This is a genomic window from Bacillus sp. F56 (genome assembly GCF_001748205.1).
Classification (GTDB): Bacteria; Bacillota; Bacilli; order Bacillales; family Bacillaceae; genus Bacillus; species Bacillus stercoris.
Window position 1 is genome coordinate 169,678 of sequence record NZ_BDFC01000008.1, and the last position, 19,377, is coordinate 189,054.

The window sequence follows — 19,377 nt, forward strand, 5'->3', positions numbered from 1 at the left end:
AAACAAACGTATTTTTTTCTATACAAAAAGCCCCCGTATGGATATGATTAAAGTAAAAAAAGTATAGGAGAAAAAGGTATGGAAGAGCTTTTAGAGAGAGTTTTTTCATTTTCAGATGTTGATAAGCTGATTGATTTTATCAGTTATGAACTGCAAAAACCAGTCATCCTGGAAAGCGCGGATTTCTTTTTGTTAGCCTATAATTCTTACTATATTAACCATTTTGACTCTGCCAACCAGCAGACTATTTTCTCAAAAAAATGTCCGGTTCAGATTTTTGAGAGGTTTTTGAAGGACGGAATCATTGAAAAACTGAAAACAGAACCTGAGCCTTTTCGCGTCAATAAAATTGAAAGCATTGGGTTAAACCAGAGGGTGGTCGTGAGTGCAAAGCACAAAGGGGAAGTCATGGGCTACATCTGGGTTCAGGAGCTGGACCAAAATCTGACGGAAGAAGAGCTCGACTTTTTGTATGAGACCTCTTTTCATGTCGGGAAAATCATTTATAAAACGAACAAATTGAAACAGGAAAAGGAAGAAAAAGCAGAGGATCTCATCAAACGGGCGATCTATCAGCAATTCACCTCTGAGAAGGACCTCAGACGAGAAGCTGAAAAGATCAACACCGTGCTGCCTTCCATGTTTTCAGTTGTTATCCTGCACGCCGCGAATGGGGATGGGGAAGCGGTTGAGGATTTAAAGGAAAATATCAGGTCGTACCTGAATTTACGGGATAAAGTCAGTCATGTCTTAACGATCGAATCAAATATTGTCATCGTCGTAGCGAGTTTTTCCCAAAAAAGCTCCGTCTCCTCAGCAGCTTCTGAATTTATTAACAAGCTGTTAACACATTTTCACTTTCAAAAAATACCTACCCCTATTTATATCGGTATCGGAAACGAATACAATCACCTTTTAAAACTTGGCAAGAGCTACACCGAAGCACTCGAAGTCATCAAAGCCGCAGAAATCACCGGCAATCAGGAAAACATTCCATATGAATATGCCAAACTCGGCATTTATCGCTATTTAGAAAGCATTGAACAGAAAAACGAACTTTTAGAATACGAGAATAAGGATTTGGCTTTATTAAAAGCGAAAGACGAAGAAAGCAGCACTGAGCTGCTCAAAACCTTGGAAATCTATCTCCTCAACAACTGCAAAACAAAACCAGCGGCAGAACAGCTGTTTATTCACCAAAATACATTGAATTACCGCATCAAACAGATTACTGAGATGACGTCGATCGATTTAAGCGATTTCAGAACGCGATGCCAGCTCTATCTTGATTTGATGCTGATGAAAAAGAAATAAAAAAGAAACCAGTACTTGTACTGGTTTCGTCTTCATTTAAAATCCTCTGTAAACGTACGGATCATCAGGCTTTTTAATGGTGTTCCAGTCGGTTACTTTCACAACAGGAAGAGTTGACTTGAATGGCTGGTAATATTCTGAGGCCAAAGTGCCTTTAATCTGAATCCATTCATCATCCTTGATGTTCATGTCCTTCGGAAACTCCACTAGCATCCCGTACACGCCGGAATCAGCGATACAGTGAATGACGCCAAACCTCAACACGAACAGCTGATTTTTGTTAATCGCGTTTCCTTTGTACGCAAATCCATGAAATTCAATCGTCCGTCCGAGAAATTCACCCGGATAGTTATAGATGGTTTCCATTCCTTTTAGGAAATCATCATCGGTCAGAGAAATCTCTTTTTTGCCGGAATACTTATTAAACAGCTGTTTCATCTGTTTGTCATAGCTGTCTTGCGCGTAATAAAGGCTGGCATCAGGCCGCAAATACTGTGTTTGGGAGTAATGATCTCCGCTCTCCATCGCCTTAAACGAGAACCCTTTTGTTTTGACAATCGATGAGTCAAGCGTTGCAATCGGGAAGAAAATGCCTGACACCAAAGGAAAAAGAAAAACAACATAAATCAAATAACGCTGATAAAATGGCTTGTTTTGCTCATGATCATGCTCGTGATCATGGCCGCACCCGCAATCATGGTCATGGTAATGCCCGCCTTTTTCAGGCGACTTGATAAATAGATATGCTTGGACGGCGGTCAGAATGGCCAGCAGGAAGATCGCAATAAAGGAAAGATAGGCATATTTCATATTGATATATTTTGTTAGATTTCCCGAGGCATGCAGATGATAAAAGAAAAACGTAAATCCCATCAGCACCAATAGACGAAACATCCAATCACCCCTTTACCAGTAGTGATCCCGCTAAAACAATCACGACAATGTATGTAATCAGCAGGAAAACAAATCGTTTTTTGAAGGCCGCAAGCATCATCAATAGATTCTTAATATCCACCATTGCCCCAAAGACGAGAAAGGCGATTAACGATCCTAATGAAAATGTGCTGCTGAAGGAAGACGCGATGAACGCATCAACTTCTGAACAAAGCGACAAGACAAATGCCAGACCCATCATCACGAGGGAAGAGGATACATCATTCTGCCCGATCGCAAGCAGAGTGGATGTTTTGACATACGTCTGCATGGCTGCTGCGATAAAGGCGCCGATGATTAAATATTTCCCCACGGAGAAAAATTCATCAATGGCATGACGCAAGGTTCCGCCCAGCTTTTGGAGCAAGGTGCCATGATGATGATGGTGCCCGGGTTCGTCAGGCTTTAAAAGCTGGTTATCCTTAAATTGATAGGATAAGATGACCCCGATGATCAGCGAAACGGCGAGAGCCAGTCCGCCTCTGTAAAAGACCACGCTCCATCTATTCCCGAACGCAATATAAGTAGAAAATAAAACGATAGGATTAATGATAGGCGCGGTCAGCATGAAAGCAACGCCCGCATGCAGAGGAACTCCCTTTAACAGAAGCCGCCTCGTAATCGGGATGATGCCGCATTCGCAGGCGGGAAATAAAACGCCGGCCAGCGCACCGAATAAAACGGCGAGAAAGCGGTTTTTCGGCATGATTCTTGCAATCATTTCTTCAGAAACAAACATTTGAATGATTCCGGAAAGTATGACGCCAATCAGAATAAACGGAATGGCTTCTATTAAAATGCTGATAAAAATAGAATTCAGCTGAAGAAAAGATGATTGTGCTGTCACAATAAAACCTCCGCTCATGTTAAGCTGCCTTTCTTATGATACCAGAAAAAAAGGCACTGCTTGTTTGACGGAGGAGGGGAAAGGATCGTTTCACTTTGGTGAGGATTCCAAAAAGCCGAGTAGGATACTGTCTGTTTCTGCAGCTTCTTTTCCGAGCCAAATCAGGTGCCCCCATGAGTGAAGCAAACAGAGGGCGGCGTCATGAATGTGCTCTTTTGCATGATGTGCATGTGACAAGTCGACAAATCCATCATAAACACTTTGCATAATCAGCACGGGACATGAGATAGCCTGCAGTTCTTTCGAAGAGACAGCGGTTGTTTGTGACAAGTCAAGAAGAAATCCCTCACCCGAGCGCTGCCGGCTGTTCATTTTTTGAAAAGCTTCTATGTCGCTTTCATCCATCAAGGACTTGATTCGCTGAAACGGAAGCGTGCTGAATTGCGGGCTCATAGCACGAAACATCAAACGCGGAAAGGCGTTATTCAAAGAAGAAATCAGCTTCCATATCCACTTTTCCAGCGGTGGGCGGAAGAGAATTCTTCCGACTTTGTATTCCGCGTCTTTGGGGGTAAGCCATTCCTTTGTGACCGCGGATTGCAGGATCAAAGTGTTTACTCTTTCCGGATAATGTGAGGCAAAGTATATGCCGCTCGGCCCTCCTGCTGAGATGGCGATCACATGGACGCGTTCGAGTTGTAAATGATCTAATAATTTCACATAGAAACGGCAGGCATTGGCAAGACTTTTTCCAATTTCTTTTGACGTCCGTCCATAGCCGGGCCTTGAAGGCGTAATGATGGAATACCCTTGCTCAATCAACGCTGTGTATCCGAATTCCTCGTAACAATTTGAATGCCCGCCATGCATGACAAGGATGGGGGCACCCTTTCCAGCCACTGAATATTCTAGTGTATGTCCTTCGAAGGTGATCGTTTCGACTCGTCTTTTCATCTGTTTCACCCAATTGGTTTTTGCCTATTATAGGGTTTTCAGCAATTGATCACAAGGTGAAGAAATGAATAAACACAGGCTCGTGAAATATGATATACTTTGTATTGATATTCATTCTCAATTAAAACTTTGATATAGATGTGAACGGGAGGCAGGACGGATGGCTGAGAATCAAGAGGTATATGACGTTACGATTATAGGCGGGGGGCCGATTGGGCTGTTTACTGCTTTTTACTGCGGGATGCGGGAGCTGAAAACAAAGGTAATCGAATTTTTGCCGAAGCTCGGAGGGAAAGTGTCTTTATTTTTTCCTGAGAAAATCATTCGCGATATCGGCGGCATACCGGGGATTGCGGGAAAGCAGCTGATCGAGCAGCTGAAGGAGCAGGCGGCGACGTTTGATCCTGATATCGTGCTGAATCAGCGTGTGACCGGGTTAGAACGCCTGAATGACGGCACCATTGTATTGACAGGTTCTGAAGGGGAAAAGCACTATACAAGAACTGTGATTTTGGCTTGCGGCATGGGCACGCTTGAGGTCAATGAGTTTGACAGCGAGGATGCAACTCGGTACGCGGGCAAAAATCTTCATTATGGAGTGGAGAAGCTTGATACGTTTAAAGGGAAGCGCGTGGTGATATCAGGCGGCGGAGATACTGCCGTCGATTGGGCCAATGAGCTGGAACCGATTGCGGCGTCTGTGACTGTCGTTCATCGCCGCGAGGAATTCGGAGGAATGGAAAGCAGTGTGACGAAAATGAAGCAATCATCGGTGCGAGTGCTGACGCCTTATCGTCTGGAACAGCTGAGCGGCAATGAGGAGCGCATCAAAAGCGTGACGATTTGTCATACTGAATCAGGCCAGAGGGAAGAGATAGCGGTTGATGAACTGATCATTAATCATGGCTTCAAAATTGATCTCGGGCCGATGAAGGAGTGGGGGCTGGAGATTGAGGAAGGCAGGGTGAAAGCGGACAGACATATGCGTACGAATCTTCCGGGCGTTTTTGTGGCAGGGGACGCGGCTTTTTATGAAAGCAAGCTGAGATTGATTGCCGGAGGCTTTACCGAAGGCCCGACAGCGGTCAACAGCGCTAAGGCTTATTTGGACCCTAAGGCTGAGAATATGGCGATGTATTCAACCCATCATAAAAAATTGGTGCATAAATAAACAGCCCTTGAGGAAAAGGGCTGCTTGCCATCAGCTGTGAAGGAGTTTTTTTTCCGTTTGTTGATTGTGGATGAAAGCAAACAATTCATCCTGTGCTTGGACGGCTGCGAATCCATAAGCGCCGGCAGCCGAGTCATCGCCTATGCAGACGATAGGGGTGCGGCTTGCTGATGGTTCTGGTGAAATGCCAATTTGTTGTCCATTACTGATCAATTGCTGAACGGACAGCTTGTTCGGGCAAATGACCATGTGCAACGGGGATTCACTGATGGTACGCTGAATCATGTGGGTGAACCGGTCGTCTATGACGTTTTCATGAGTGATATAAAACGAACTGGACTCATGCGTCTGGACATTTTCCACTGCAGGGCGGCTCCCAACAACAAGGCGTTTTTCTGAATCAGGCTGAATGGCGGTGACAAGAAAACCCCGTTTTTCAAGCTCCGCCTTTGCTTGCTCAGTTGCTGCACTCAGTCGGGCTGTCAGCTGGCGGATGTCGATTTTCTTAGAAGCCAGTGCTTTGAAAAATTCACAAACCGCACGGCGCGATGTGAAAAGTATGTCTTCAAAGCTGCCGATCTTTCGAAGAATGTCTTCATTGACGGGCATATTTTCAGTCCGCCACTTGGGCCATTCGATGACATCGGCGCCGGAATCACGCAGCCTGTCTGCAAGCGGGTCTTCATCCTCGCCATGAGTGACTATCATCATATGCCGGCCGATAAGTGGTTTGCTTTCAAACCAGCTGTGTGTTTGAAAGTTAACGATATCTCCGATGACGATAATCGCAGGGTTTGTAATCTGGTGTTCCTGCACTTTTTGCTGAATGTTCTCAAGCGTTCCTTTCACACTTCGCTGGCGGCCCCACGTTCCCCATTGGATGACAATGACAGGGACAGAAGGCGATTTTCCGTATGAAATGAGCTGCTGGCAAATATAAGACAAGTTCTTGACACCCATGTAAAAAACAAGGGTTTGAACGCTTCGGGCAAGCCCTTCCCAGTCAAGGTTCGGCGTGCCTTTTAATGATTTATCATGCGCTGTAATCATGGCAAAAGACGATGCGAAATCCCGATGCGTGACGGGGATGCCCGCATATAGCGGCGCTGCAATTCCAGAGGTGATTCCCGGCACCATTTCATAGCGAATGCCGTGCTCATGAAGAGCATCCGCTTCCTCGCCGACTCTGCCGAATACGCTCGGATCTCCGCCCTTCAAGCGAACGACGGTTGACCCATTTAATGCTTTCTCAACCAGCAGGGCGTTAATTTCTTTTTGTTTCATAAAATGGCGGTCTGGCAGTTTTCCGCAATAAATAAACTGGCAGTCCGGTGATGCAAATTCGAGCAGCCTCGGGTTGGCGAGCCGGTCATATAAAATGACATCTGCTTCTTCGAGCGCCTGTTTTCCTTTGATGGTGAGCAGGCCTGGGTCGCCGGGACCGGCTCCCACGAAATATACGATTCCGTTCTTCATGATCATGTCATCCTTCCGTCACTGTAAAAAATGAAGGACCACTAGAAAAGTGATCCGGTCTTTTGATCAATATACGAGATAAACATGCTCTCCTTCGATCAGTGTTTCGTATGTTTTGACGCATCCGTGGTCAGGTTCTTGAACGATTCCGTCTTCTAGGGAGATTTTCCAGTCGTGCATCGGGCAAAAAACATATTCGCCGCTGACGATGCCTTCTGCCAGAACGCCGCCCTTATGCGGACAGCGGTTTTCGATGGCGCGGATGCTTCCGTTTGAAAGCTTGAAGACTGCAAGCTCCTTATCTTCAATATACACTGTTTTGCCTAATTGTTCAGGCAATTCTCCAATTTTTCCGATACATACTTTTGTTACGTCTTTGTTTACCATGTCCATTCCTCCTTAATGTTTGTTTTTGTCATTATGATGTGGTGACGACATTTTCAAATAATTCTTTAGAGGTTTGTTTATCTTCTAAAAAGTCTTTCCACGGATCCTTATGGACAGAGAGTGTTTCATTCATTCTGTCGTTCAGCTCCTGCCGCTTTGCCGGATCGTTTAACACGGACTGGACATGGGATAAACCGACGCGCTCAAGCCATGCGGATGTACGCTCCAGATAGTTTGCGGTTTCCCGGTAATATTGCAGGTAAGCGCCTGCGTATTCTAACACTTCTTCATTTGTTTTCACCTTCATCAGCAAATCGCCGGCACGCAAATGAGTTCCGCCGTTTCCGCCGACATAAAGCTCCCAGCCTCCGTCGATGCCGACTACGCCAAGGTCCTTAATGCCGGATTCCGCACAGTTTCGCGGGCAGGCAGACACGGCCATTTTGACTTTATGAGGCGTGTTCAGCCCTTCGAATTTTTTCTCAAGCGCAATGCCCAGTGCCATGGAGTCTTGTGTGCCGAAGCGGCAGAATTGCTCGCCTACGCATGTTTTGACTGTCCGAAGTGTCTTTCCGTACGCGTAGCCTGATGGCATATCAAGATCTTCCCATACCTTCGGAAGGTCTTCTTTTTTCACACCGATAAGATCAATTCGCTGGCCGCCTGTCATTTTCACGAGCGGGATCTCATATTTGTCGACGACATCAGCGATTTTGCGCAAATCTGTAGAGTTGGTCACGCCGCCGTACATCCGAGGAACGACTGAGTATGTTCCGTCTTTTTGAATATTGGCGTGCATTCGTTCATTTACAAAGCGGGATGTCCGTTCATCCTCGTATTTGGTTGGATTGATCATGCCTAAGTAGTAGTTCAGAGCCGGACGGCATTTGGAACAGCCTTCTGGCGTTTTCCAGCCGAGCACATTCATGACTTCTCTTGTATGTGACAGCCCTTTGGCTTTGATTTCTTCTACGACCTCATCTCTCGACAATGTGGTGCAGCTGCAAATGGCTTCTTTTTGCGCTGACGCATCAAAGTCTGATCCGAGCGTATGCTGGAGGATTTCTTCTACGAGCGGCTTACAGCCTCCGCATGAACGGGATGCACCGGTGCATGCTTTGATCTCGTCCGTTGACGAGCAGCCCTTTTCCTGGATGGCTTGAATAATCGCACCTTTTGACACGCCATTGCAGCCGCAGATAATTTCATCATCGCTCATAGCTGCGGTAATGCTTGTGCCTGCTTCTTGGTCGAGAGGCTGTAAGATTGATATTTTTGAGGTTTCAGAGATATCGGCTTCTTTTTGAATCATAGAAAACAGGCGGTTGCCCTCGCTGCTGTCGCCGAATAAAACAGCACCGACAATTTGATTGCCTCTCAGGACGATTTTTTTATAGATGCCGTCCTGCTCATCAAAGACTTTAATCGCTTTTTTCTCCTCTGATTCGTTAAAGTCACCGGCAGAGAAGACTTCGACGCCTGATACCTTTAACTGTGTGGAGAGAACGGAACCTTCATACGGTTTTGTGTCGATGCCGCAAATATGCTTCGCCAGCACTTTTGCCTGTTCATAAAGCGGCGCCACAAGCCCGTAGGCGATTCCGCGGTGCTCAGCACATTCGCCGACCGCATAAATGTGCGGGATTTCCGTCTGCATATAATCGTTGACGATGATGCCGCGGTTAACCGGAATGCCGCTCTCGGCCCCGAGCGTTGTATTTGGGCGGATGCCGACAGCCATGACGACCAAATCAGCTTCAATGCTTGTGCCATCCTTGAAGCGGAGGCCTTCGACACGATCGTCACCAACAATTTCTTCGGTTTGCTTTTCAAGTAAAAAGGTCATCCCTTGTTTTTCTAACTCGTTTTGCAGCAGGCGTCCTGCCGTTGCATCAAGCTGGCGCTCCATCAGGAATGGGGCGAGGTGGATGACGGATACTTCCATGCCGAGATTCAGCAGTCCGCGAGCGGCTTCCAAACCAAGAAGTCCTCCGCCGATGACGGCTGCTTTTTTATATTGTTTTGACGCGGCGAGCATTGTGTCTGTATCTTTTATATCCCGGAAAGCTGTGACGCCTTTTTTGTCTGCGCCCGGAATCGGAAGGATAAAAGGGACAGAGCCTGTCGCCAGAATCAATTCGTCGTAAGGCTGGATTCTGTCTGCGTCTGTGATGACTGTTTTGTTTTCCGTATCTACTTTGATGACCGTTTCGTTTGTATACAATTGAATGTTGTTTTCTTCGTACCAGTCCCAATCGTTTAACGTAATATCTTTAATATCTGTATCGCCTTGAAGCACTTTTGACAAAAGGATTCGATTATAGTTGGGATGCGGTTCGGCACCAAAAATTGTGATCTGAAACTCGTCTTTAGCAACACTCAGTATCTCTTCAATGGCCCTTACCCCGGCCATTCCATTACCAACAAGAACTAGCTGTTTTTTTCCCATCAGATGATCCGCTCCTTATCAATGTTTTTTCCAGCGTAGCACAGCAAAAAGGAATATTTAAGATACATGTTATAAAATGTAACAAAATATACGAAAAGTTCTAAAAATTTTATGAAAAATTTAAATAGGTCTGATACGGACGGCGCATACCTTAAAACCGGGCATTTTACAGGCTGGATCTAAGGCCTCCCCGATTAAATCATTCACATTTTGAGCGTCTGCCCAATGAATGGGAACAAAAACGGTATCCTTTCTGATTTGTTCTGATAATTTGCTGCGGACGGTGATGCTTCCCCGCGGCGATTCTATTTTTACCAGTACACGGTCCTCGATATTGTGGGTCGCTGCTGTTTGCGGATGGATTTCCATAAACGATTCAAAATGTCTCGCGGCAAGGGCGGCGCTTTTTCTTGTTTGAACGCCTGTTAAGTAGTGAGACATGACGCGGCCTGTCGTTAAATAAAGCGGATAATCGGCTGTCGGTTTCTCTTTTGGAACAGGCGGTTCATTTGGAATTACACTTAATGCCGCTTTTTGATCCGGATGAGCAAATGATTCTGCAAACAAGCGCCCGGTTCCGGGATGATCAGGTTCCGGACATGGCCAGTGAATGCCGCCTTCACGTCTTAGCCTCTCATATGTGATGCCTGAATAATCGGCGATCCCTCCTCGGCTCGCTTCTCTTAATTCATTAAAAATATCCTCCGCTGACGTGTAAGAAAAGTAGCGGCCTTTGCCGAGAACGGATGCGAGATCACAAATGATCTGCCAATCATGCTTTGCTTCGCCGGGACATGGCCGGCTTGCTTCTCTTAATGTCACGCGTCCTTCTACATTTGTCATGGTGCCCTCATCTTCTAAATAAGAGGAGGCTGGCAAAATCACATCTGCGTATTCCGCAGTCTCTGAAATAAACAAATCGATTGCGACAAAGAATGTTAGTTTTCTTAGGGCTTTTTTCACGAGATTCGCATTTGGGCTGGAGACAGCAGGATTGGAGCACATGAGGAACAGTCCTTTAATGTCGCCGTCATGGATTTTTTCCATCATTTCATAGGCTGAGACACCTTTTCTCGGCAGATCATCCTGATGAATTCCCCACACTTTCGCAATATGTGCCCGGTGTTGCTCATTTTCGATAGATCGGTAGCCCGGAAGCTGATCGGCTTTCTGGCCATGCTCTCTTGCACCTTGCCCGTTGCCTTGTCCGGTGATCGCCCCGTAACCTGAGTAAGGTTTGCCGATTTTTCCTGCGATCAGCACCATGTTTAAGAAGCCTTTCACCGCCGCTGTTCCATCGGTTTGCTGTTCAATCCCGCGGGCTGTAAACAGCATGCCGGACGTTTCCTTTGCAAACTTTACAGCAGCTTTTCTTATATGCGCCAGCGGAACACTCGTCTGTTCGGCGATGTCATTCAGGTTTAACGAGTCAGTATGCTGCTTCAGCTCCTTGAATCCATTTGTTCGTGATTGAATGAAATCCTCGTTTATGAGCTGCTCGTCAATGATGATTTTGACGAGACCGTTGGCAAGGGCAGCGTCTGTGCCGGGTTTTATTTTCAGATGAAGATCGGCGATTTTTGTTGTCGCTGTTTCACGCGGATCAATGGCAATGATGTAAGCTCCGTTATCTTTCGCTTTTTCAAAATACGGCATCATTGTAGGCTGGCATTCCGCAATATTGGTGCCGGCCAGAATGATCACACGGGTGTGGGGAATGTCTGATAAGGGATTCGTTAGGCCTCTGTCCGCGCCGAATGTTTGGTTGGCTGCGGTTGCGGCGGCGGACATACAAAGCCTCCCGTTGTAGTCAATGTATTTTGTCTGTAAGCCCACCCGTGCGAATTTCCCCAACAAATACGCCTCTTCATTTGTTATCGAGGCGCTTCCGTATACAGCCATGGCGTCATGGCCGTGTTCTGTTTGGAGCATCGTCACTTGGTCTTTGATGTAATTCAGTGCTTCTTCCCAAGAAACAGGCATAAACTCGCCGTTTTTCTTTAGCAGCGGGTGGGTGATGCGAGAGGAGTTCAAGGCATGCTGGTGAGCATTCATGCCCTTCATGCATAGCCGGCCCTTTGTCGTAGGATTGTCAATCCCAATCGCTGTGTACTTTTTCCGTGTGACGATGGTTTGTTCCACGAGCTGCATTTTGCACTGCATGCTGCAAAACGGGCATTGGGTGTCATACGTTTTTTCTGATTGGATGTCTTGCTGTTTATCGCGGAAATATCTAAGCAGTCGTTCGGTCAAAATGCCTCATCCTTTCTTATGTGCGCCAGCCTCTATAGGCGGATTTTGAATCAGCGACTGGTCTGTATGAAGGCTTTCCAGCAGCTGTGTCCTTAGGTCCTCTTCAAAAAGCACTTCTCTGATATGAACGATTCCGAGACGGTCTATCCACTGATGAACGGCTTCTAAGTAATGAGCTGTTTCACGATAATACTGGATCAGTCCTTTGATCATGCCTACAGTTTTTTCTGCGTTGTCTGTCACGCAAAACAGGACTCCGGAACGGGCATGAGTTCCGCGGATGCCGCCGATGTATATGTCCCAGCCAGCTTGTGTCCGAATCGCGCCGACATCTTGTATGGCGGCATCGGTGCAGTCTGTTTCACATGATAGACTGATAGAAATGGGAGCGGGTAAGGAAAGTGTTTCAAGGTGTCTTTCAATTTGGGCTGCCAGCTGCTGAATCAATCGATTTTGCCCGCATGTACATGCTTTGATGCTTTGCAGCGTGTGCCGGTGTTCATTGGTGTAAACGGGCATCTTCAGGTCTTTTTTTATGTTCGGAAGATCCGCAGATTTGATCCCTGAAAGCTTCAGTCTTTGGCCGTGAGTGATGGATACGTCAGGGATGCTGTATGCTTCGATGGTGTTGGCGATGTTTCTTAGCTGCTCCGCGTTTGTCCGCCCGCCGTACATTTGCGGGATCAGGATGCATGTGTCTTCAGCGGCTGGCTCAGGCTGGACAAACCCGGGGTACAGCATTTCCAGGTAGTATTGAATCGCAGGAACACAAGTACTGCATCCGTTTTTCGTTTTCCACCCAAGCTTGTTCATTGCTTCTGCCGGATCAGTGAATGGCCTGCGCTGAAGCTCAGCGATGATGTCGTCTTCCGTAAAATCGGTGCAGCCGCAAAATGAAGGTGTGCCTGCGGGCTCCGTATATTCGCTGCTTGCCATATATCTCAAGAGTTCTTCAACAAGCGGTTTGCACCCTCCGCAGGAGCCTGATGCTTTGGTACAGTGCTTAATTTCCTCAAGAGTTGTTAAGTTTTTCGTGTGCACCGCTCCTTCAATCGCGCCTTTTGTCACTGAGTTGCATTGGCAAATCGTTTCACTGGAAGGCATGGATTCAAATAAAGTGCCGCTTTTCTGCGGTTCGATGATCTGCTTTTTGACAATGGAGATGTCTCGTTGTTTCAGTAAGCTGTCGAGAAGCCGCTGCTTATCACGGGTGTCTCCGAATAAAATAACCCCGGCCAGCTTGTCATCTACAAAAAGCGCTTTTTTATAAACTCCTGCTTGTTCGTCGTGGATTTTGATGCTCGTCGTGTGTTCATCCTCTTGGATCTTTCCTGCTGACCACACATCGATTCCAGCTATTTTTAATGCCGCAGATGGTGCTGAGCCTTGATATTCCTCACATGGAATGCCGCAAATATGACTGGCGAGCGCTTTTCCCTGCTCATAAAGCGGTGCCACCAATCCGTACACCGTTCCGTTATGCTCGGCGCATTCGCCAACGGCGTAGACATTCGGTTCGCTTGTCTGCATACAGTCATTCACGATGATCCCGCGGTTCACTTTGATTCCAGCGGATACAGCCAATTCAATATTTGGTCTAACGCCAGCCGCCATCACAATCAGGTCTGCTTTTAGTGAAGCGCCATCTTTAAAATGGATTCGGTCTACCCGCGTGTTGCCGGAAATGGAGACGGTGTCTTTCTCCAAAAGAAAGGTTAGGCCTTTTTGTTCCAGCTCTGTTTGCAGCAGCCGCGCCGCTGTTTGATCGAGCTGTTTTTGCATAATGCCGGCGGAGTGGTGAATGACGCTGACATCCATACCGAGATGCTGTAAACCGACTGCAGCTTCCAGTCCTAATAAGCCGGCTCCGATTACCGCAGCCTTTTGAAAGTGCTGAGCCATCTTCATCAGCGCTTGGCAGTCTTCTATTGTCCGAAATCCATAGACGCCTTCTTTGTCTGCCCCGGGGATAGGGAGAATATAAGGGGAGGAGCCTGTTGCAACAATGAATTTGTCATAAGACAGGATGCGCTTGCGATCCGTTATGACCTGCTGCTGATCTGTATCAATCTGAATAACCGTTTCGCCTGTGTAAAGCGTGATCCCGTGCTTGTCGTACCAATCCTTGCTGTTCAGTGTAATATCATCGAGTGACGCTTCACCCTGCAATACAGAGGATAAGAGAATGCGATTGTAATTGGGATGCGGCTCGCTTCCGAAAATGACAATCTCAAACATGTGGCGATTCAGCTTTAATACTTCTTCAATACAGCGGATTCCGGCCATGCCGTTTCCCGCTAACACCAATCTTTGTTTCTTCATGTATCAGACCTCCTTTGGCGAAGCTCGTAAGTTTTCTCCTATTAAAAATTATGTCACAATGCACTGTTAACGCATTAAACGTGTCACAAAAACTTACACATGTCTTTTCCAGAAAATAATGGTCCTATATCCTTGATTCAGAAAATGTAAAATAATGAGGGTCTAGAAAGGGGAATCTTATGAAGCTGTCGGAACTGAAAACTAGCGGTCATCCACTCACGTTGCTCTGTTCCTTTTTATACTTTGATGTCAGTTTTATGATATGGGTTATGCTAGGGGCGCTGGGTGTTTATATTTCTCAGGATTTTGGCCTGTCTCCTTTTGAGAAAGGGCTTGTCGTAGCTGTGCCGATTTTATCTGGATCTGTGTTTCGTATCATTCTTGGTATTTTAACGGACAGAATCGGACCGAAAAAAACGGCAGTGATCGGGATGCTGGTGACGATGATTCCGTTGTTGTGGGGGACATTTGGCGGCCGTTCACTGACTGAGCTGTATGCCATCGGGATTCTGCTTGGCGTAGCTGGGGCAAGCTTTGCCGTTGCGCTGCCAATGGCAAGCCGCTGGTATCCGCCTCATTTGCAGGGGCTTGCGATGGGGATTGCCGGCGCGGGAAACAGCGGCACGTTGTTTGCAACCCTGTTTGGCCCTCGTCTGGCAGAGCAGTTCGGCTGGCACATTGTTATGGGAATTGCGCTTATTCCATTATTGATCGTCTTTATTCTTTTTGTCTCCTTGGCTAAAGATTCTCCTGCACAGCCGGCTCCGCAGCCGCTCAAAAGCTATCTTCATGTGTTCGGGCAAAAGGAAACATGGTTTTTCTGCCTGCTGTACAGCGTCACATTTGGCGGATTTGTCGGGCTCTCAAGCTTTTTATCTATTTTCTTTGTTGATCAATACCAGCTGTCAAAAATTCACGCAGGGGACTTCGTTACATTATGTGTGGCGGCGGGGAGCTTTTTCCGGCCTGTCGGGGGCTTGATTTCGGATCGTGTCGGCGGCACGAAAGTTCTTTCTGTACTGTTTGTCATCGTGGCACTGTGTATGGCCGGAGTCAGCAGCCTGCCATCTCTTTCAATGGTTATTGTTCTATTGTTTGTCGGAATGATGGGGCTCGGAATGGGTAACGGTGCAGTATTCCAGCTCGTGCCGCAGCGTTTTCGCAAAGAAATTGGCATGGTGACGGGAATCGTCGGTGCGGCCGGAGGAATCGGAGGGTTTTTCCTGCCGAACATCCTAGGATCTCTCAAACAGATGACAGGCACATATGCTATCGGTTTTATCACGTTTTCCTGTATCGCGCTGCTGGCGTTTGCACTTGTCCTTGCCGCAGGCTATTACTGGCGGAAAAGCTGGAGCGCGGAAAGCAGCCCGGCGGATGTATAGGTTTTTGACGGACACGCATTTGTGCGTGTCTTTTTTATTTTCTCTTGATTTTCAACAGCGAACCGATCAAAATAAATAGTAATTATTACGATTTGTTAGTGAGAGGAGTTTTCTGAATGAATCAACATACGCTGCTCCCGAAAAAAACGGAGCGTCTTCAATACTTTGGATCGGTCAGTCCGATCAAAGGCGAGAAACCAGTGGAAAAAGAGAAAATGAAGGACCTGCAAAATATCAGGAAGGATTATTTTTTTGACATTCAGCATGTAGGTGTCGCTAATGTGTCCCATCCAGTGACAATCACTTCTGCCATGATGCCTGCCGAGCAAACAACGGCTGCGAACTTTACAATGACTTGTAATTTGCCGAGAAATCAGAAGGGGATTAATATGAGCCGGTTAACAGAGCTGCTGCAAGTCTATCATCAAAACGGCTGGGTTCTCTCATTTTCCTCTCTTCAGCAATTTACGAAAGAGCTTGCAGAAAACATGGACACATCATCTGCCTCAGTTGAAGTGAGGTTTCCGTGGTTTTTCGAACGGAAAAGCCCAAAGCTTGAGAAAGCGGGTTTGATGCATGCTGATATATTCATGTCTGTCACCTATCGCAAAGATCAGCCGTTTAAACAGCGTGCCGGCATCTCAGCAAAAGTAACGACTCTGTGCCCTTGCTCCAAGGAAATCAGCGAATACAGTGCCCATAATCAGAGGGGAACGGTCAGCATTTGGGCGGATATTCACCCGGCCGCATCGCTGCCAAGTGATGTTAAAGCTGATTTGCTTCACGCCGCAGAATCAAATGCCTCTGCGAGACTGCATCCGGTATTGAAGCGCCCTGATGAAAAAGCGGTGACAGAAACGGCCTATGAGAATCCGAGGTTTGTTGAGGATCTCGCCCGGCTGATTGCTGCAGATTTGTTTGAGCTTGAATGGGTGTCTGCCTTTGAGCTTGAATGCCGCAATGAAGAATCGATCCATCTCCACGATGCCTATGCGAAGCTGTGTTTTTCGAAGGAAGTGGATGGAATATGAAACTCTCATTATTCATTATTGCCGTTCTTATGCCAGCCTGCCTGCTGTCAGCATGCTCCGATCATGCGGAAGAACACGCAAGTGCCGATAAAAAGAAAACGGAAGAACATGCAAGCGCTGATACAAAGAAAACGGCAGAGCACGTAACGTCCGACCAAAAGACAGAAAAAACTAGCATCGATTGGACAAAACCATCGGGCGGTAAATACCCGGATATCAAGCAGAAACATGTCTGGATTGATGTGGACGTGAAAGAACAGAAGGCTTACATCAAAGAAGGAAGTAAAACTTTATATACAATGATTGTCTCGTCAGGACTGGATCAAACAAAAGATGATGCTACGCCAAAGGGTACCTTTCATATAGAGCCGGAACGGAGAGAATGGTTTTTTTTCGAAGGATACCAGGAAGGCGCGGAATATTGGGTATCATGGAAAAACCATGGAGAATTTCTATTTCATAGTGTGCCAATGACAAAGGATCAAAAAGTCATCAAAGCTGAAGCAGCAAAACTAGAAACGAAAGCATCTCACGGGTGTATCAGGCTGACCATCCCGGATGCGAAATGGATATATGAAAATATCCCTGAACATACAAAAGTGGTGATCAACTGAATTGAAAGCTGTTGACAAAAAGGAAAAAAGACCATACAATTCAAATCGTAATAATTACGTTTTGAGATAAATGGGTTATCATTGGCTGTGCATCCGTGAGAAACAGAAAGACATTGATTAAGGATCTTGCTGTCGGCAAGGGGAAGAGATTTGCGATGGGGAAAAGGATTAAACGCGGTTGGAGCCTTTACTGATTTAGCAATCGGGCGGCAGCAAGAAATGTTTTCGGAGCGCGAAAAGCTGCTTACACCATTGCTTATACGGCGAAGCATACGAATTAAATCGTAATTATTCTATTTTATAAGGGAGGACATTAGTATGAAAAAAATTCCGGTTACCGTACTGAGCGGTTATCTCGGTGCGGGAAAAACAACATTGTTGAACAGCATTCTGCAGAATCGCGAAGGCTTAAAAATAGCGGTCATTGTAAACGATATGAGCGAGGTGAACATTGACGCGGGCTTGGTTAAGCAGGAAGGGGGCCTTTCCAGAACAGATGAAAAGCTTGTGGAAATGTCAAACGGCTGCATTTGCTGCACGCTTCGCGAAGACTTATTAATAGAGGTTGAGAAGCTGGCAAAGGACGGACGGTTTGATTATATCGTCATCGAATCAACAGGAATCAGCGAACCGATCCCGGTGGCCCAGACTTTCTCTTATATCGATGAAGAGATGGGAATCGACCTGACAAAATTCTGTCAGCTGGATACGATGGTGACAGTGGTGGATGCCAACCGTTTTTGGCATGACTATCAGTCAGGCGAAAGCCTTCTGGACCGCAAAGAGGCATTGGGGGAAGAGGATGAAAGAGAAATCGCCGACCTCTTGATCGATCAAATTGAGTTTTGTGATGTACTGATCTTAAATAAATGTGATTTGGTCAGCGAGCAAGAGCTCGAACAGCTTGAAAACGTTCTTCGCAAACTGCAGCCTAGGGCCAAATTCATACGTTCTGTCAAAGGAAATGTAAAACCGCAGGAGATTTTACATACAGGGCTATTTAACTTCGAGGAAGCGAGCGGATCGGCCGGCTGGATTCAAGAGCTGACGGCAGGCCATGCGGAACATACCCCGGAAACAGAAGAATACGGTATCTCTTCATTTGTGTATAAGAGACGTTTGCCGTTTCATTCTACACGATTTTACCGTTGGCTGGATCAAATGCCAAAGAACGTGGTACGTGCCAAAGGAATCGTCTGGTGCGCATCTCATAACAACCTTGCTTTACTGATGTCGCAAGCAGGTCCGTCGGTTACGATTGAGCCTGTATCATATTGGGTGGCGGCGCTGCCAAAGCTTGAGCAGGAGCAAGTCAAACAGCAAGAGCCGGAAATGTTGGCGGAGTGGGACCCTGAATTTGGCGACCGCCTAACGCAGTTAGTGTTTATTGGAACTGATCTGGATGAAGAAGCGATCACGAAAGAGCTTGATCAATGCCTGCTGACTGAGTATGAATTTGATTCCGACTGGTCGCTGTTTGAAGACCCATTTAAATGGAAACTGAATCAATAGAAAAAAGCCGTTCCCTGGGGAGCGGCTTTTTTAATGAAACGTTTGTTTAAACATAATGAGCGTATTTTTTCTCAAGGATATTCTGAAAGGTTGCGGCAATTGAGCAGATGGCCCAATAAATGAGAGCGGTCAGAATATACATGGTCATGTAATCAAACTCTCTGCCTCCGATGATTTTCGCATGCTGGAGCAATTCCGGCACTGTAATCATTGCAGCGAGAGATGACGCTTTGATTAAGTCGAGCAATACATTGGCAAGCGGAGGCAACGCAATACGTATCGATTGCGGCAAAATGATGCCCTTCATCGTCTGCCAATAGGAAAGGCCCAGCGAGGATGCCGCTTCCCATTGTCCTTTATCAACGGATGAAATGGCTGAACGGTTAATTTCCGCAATGTAGGCGGCACTGTTAAGGCTAAAGCCGATTAAAGCAGCCGTGACAGCGGAAAATTCAATGCCGATGTATGGAAACCCAAAATAAAGGATAAACAAAATCACCAAAATCGGAACGCCCCGCATAAATGAGATATAGAGCTTCGCCGGCCATCTTAACAAAGCAAGCTTAGACATTCTGGCGAGTGATATGAACAGGCCGATCACAGTTCCCGCAAACATGCTTACAAAAGAGATGAGCAGTGTATACCCAATGCCTTTTATGACATAAGGAAACGATTCAATGGCCAGCTTCGTGTTGAAAATATATTCCCACTGAATGCTATTGATCATGG

The 19,377-nt window shown here is 46.5% G+C and carries 16 protein-coding genes; 7 read left to right on the forward strand and 9 right to left on the reverse strand.

All coding sequences use genetic code 11. The features are described 5' to 3' along the window. The first annotated feature begins 78 nt into the window (after nucleotides 1-78). Nucleotides 79-1,314, forward strand: a complete 1,236-nt coding sequence (gene putR, locus BFW96_RS14585; RefSeq protein ID WP_014662710.1) for a proline utilization transcriptional regulator PutR — start codon at nucleotides 79-81, stop codon at nucleotides 1,312-1,314. 36 nt (nucleotides 1,315-1,350) lie between these two features. Here the strand turns inward: putR and BFW96_RS14590 are convergent, their stop codons facing one another. The 3 genes from BFW96_RS14590 to BFW96_RS14600 form a co-directional block, all read right to left on the reverse strand. Then, a complete protein-coding gene (locus BFW96_RS14590; RefSeq protein ID WP_069839814.1) occupies nucleotides 1,351-2,208 on the reverse strand; it encodes a TIGR03943 family putative permease subunit in 858 nt (285 codons plus the stop codon). A gap of 4 nt (nucleotides 2,209-2,212) precedes the next feature. Next, a complete protein-coding gene (locus BFW96_RS14595) occupies nucleotides 2,213-3,094 on the reverse strand; it encodes a permease (RefSeq protein ID WP_080009749.1) in 882 nt (293 codons plus the stop codon). A 90-nt stretch (nucleotides 3,095-3,184) separates the two neighbouring features. After that, complete coding sequence (locus tag BFW96_RS14600) at nucleotides 3,185-4,048, reverse strand: alpha/beta fold hydrolase (RefSeq protein ID WP_069839815.1); 864 nt, start codon at nucleotides 4,046-4,048, stop codon at nucleotides 3,185-3,187. A gap of 160 nt (nucleotides 4,049-4,208) precedes the next feature. On the opposite strand from BFW96_RS14600, the gene ffoR reads away from it, so the two are divergent. Beyond that, nucleotides 4,209-5,219 (forward strand): ferredoxin--NADP(+) reductase, encoded by a 1,011-nt coding sequence (gene ffoR / locus BFW96_RS14605; protein WP_069839816.1) that lies wholly within the window; start codon nucleotides 4,209-4,211, stop codon nucleotides 5,217-5,219. Nucleotides 5,220-5,249: 30 nt separating this feature from the next. Here the strand turns inward: ffoR and cobA are convergent, their stop codons facing one another. The 5 genes from cobA to nirB form a co-directional block, all read right to left on the reverse strand. Next, complete coding sequence (gene cobA / locus BFW96_RS14610) at nucleotides 5,250-6,701, reverse strand: uroporphyrinogen-III C-methyltransferase (RefSeq protein WP_083252890.1); 1,452 nt, start codon at nucleotides 6,699-6,701, stop codon at nucleotides 5,250-5,252. Nucleotides 6,702-6,761: 60 nt separating this feature from the next. Next, nucleotides 6,762-7,082, reverse strand: coding sequence for a nitrite reductase small subunit NirD (gene nirD, locus BFW96_RS14615; RefSeq protein WP_014662717.1), 321 nt, complete (start codon nucleotides 7,080-7,082; stop codon nucleotides 6,762-6,764). Nucleotides 7,083-7,113: 31 nt separating this feature from the next. Next, entirely contained in the window at nucleotides 7,114-9,531 is a 2,418-nt protein-coding gene (nasD, locus tag BFW96_RS14620) for an NADPH-nitrite reductase (protein ID WP_069148920.1), read from the reverse strand. Nucleotides 9,532-9,651: 120 nt separating this feature from the next. Next, nucleotides 9,652-11,784, reverse strand: coding sequence for an assimilatory nitrate reductase catalytic subunit NasC (gene nasC, locus BFW96_RS14625; protein ID WP_069839818.1), 2,133 nt, complete (start codon nucleotides 11,782-11,784; stop codon nucleotides 9,652-9,654). A 6-nt stretch (nucleotides 11,785-11,790) separates the two neighbouring features. Next, nucleotides 11,791-14,106: a nitrite reductase large subunit NirB gene (gene nirB, locus BFW96_RS14630; RefSeq protein WP_069839819.1), complete on the reverse strand. Its 2,316-nt coding sequence runs from the start codon at nucleotides 14,104-14,106 to the stop codon at nucleotides 11,791-11,793. 179 nt (nucleotides 14,107-14,285) lie between these two features. Between nirB and BFW96_RS14635 the strand changes: the two genes are divergently transcribed. The 5 genes from BFW96_RS14635 to zinU all read left to right on the forward strand — a co-directional run bounded on the left by BFW96_RS14635 (nucleotide 14,286) and on the right by zinU (nucleotide 18,648). Then, nucleotides 14,286-15,491, forward strand: coding sequence for an MFS transporter (locus tag BFW96_RS14635; RefSeq protein WP_014662721.1), 1,206 nt, complete (start codon nucleotides 14,286-14,288; stop codon nucleotides 15,489-15,491). 116 nt (nucleotides 15,492-15,607) lie between these two features. Next, nucleotides 15,608-16,522 (forward strand): GTP cyclohydrolase FolE2, encoded by a 915-nt coding sequence (gene folE2, locus BFW96_RS14640; RefSeq protein ID WP_069839820.1) that lies wholly within the window; start codon nucleotides 15,608-15,610, stop codon nucleotides 16,520-16,522. Continuing rightward, nucleotides 16,519-17,136, forward strand: coding sequence for a L,D-transpeptidase (locus BFW96_RS14645; protein ID WP_069839821.1), 618 nt, complete (start codon nucleotides 16,519-16,521; stop codon nucleotides 17,134-17,136). The genes folE2 and BFW96_RS14645 overlap by 4 nt, the downstream gene beginning before the upstream one ends. 150 nt (nucleotides 17,137-17,286) lie before the next feature. Next, a complete protein-coding gene (locus tag BFW96_RS21750; protein ID WP_069839822.1) occupies nucleotides 17,287-17,424 on the forward strand; it encodes a hypothetical protein in 138 nt (45 codons plus the stop codon). Between the two features lie 30 nt (nucleotides 17,425-17,454). After that, nucleotides 17,455-18,648, forward strand: a complete 1,194-nt coding sequence (gene zinU / locus BFW96_RS14655) for a zinc metallochaperone ZinU (protein WP_040084212.1) — start codon at nucleotides 17,455-17,457, stop codon at nucleotides 18,646-18,648. 46 nt (nucleotides 18,649-18,694) lie between these two features. Here zinU and BFW96_RS14660 read toward each other — a convergent pair whose 3' ends face one another. Further along, entirely contained in the window at nucleotides 18,695-19,375 is a 681-nt protein-coding gene (locus tag BFW96_RS14660; RefSeq protein WP_069839823.1) for an amino acid ABC transporter permease, read from the reverse strand. Nucleotides 19,376-19,377: the final 2 nt, after the last annotated feature.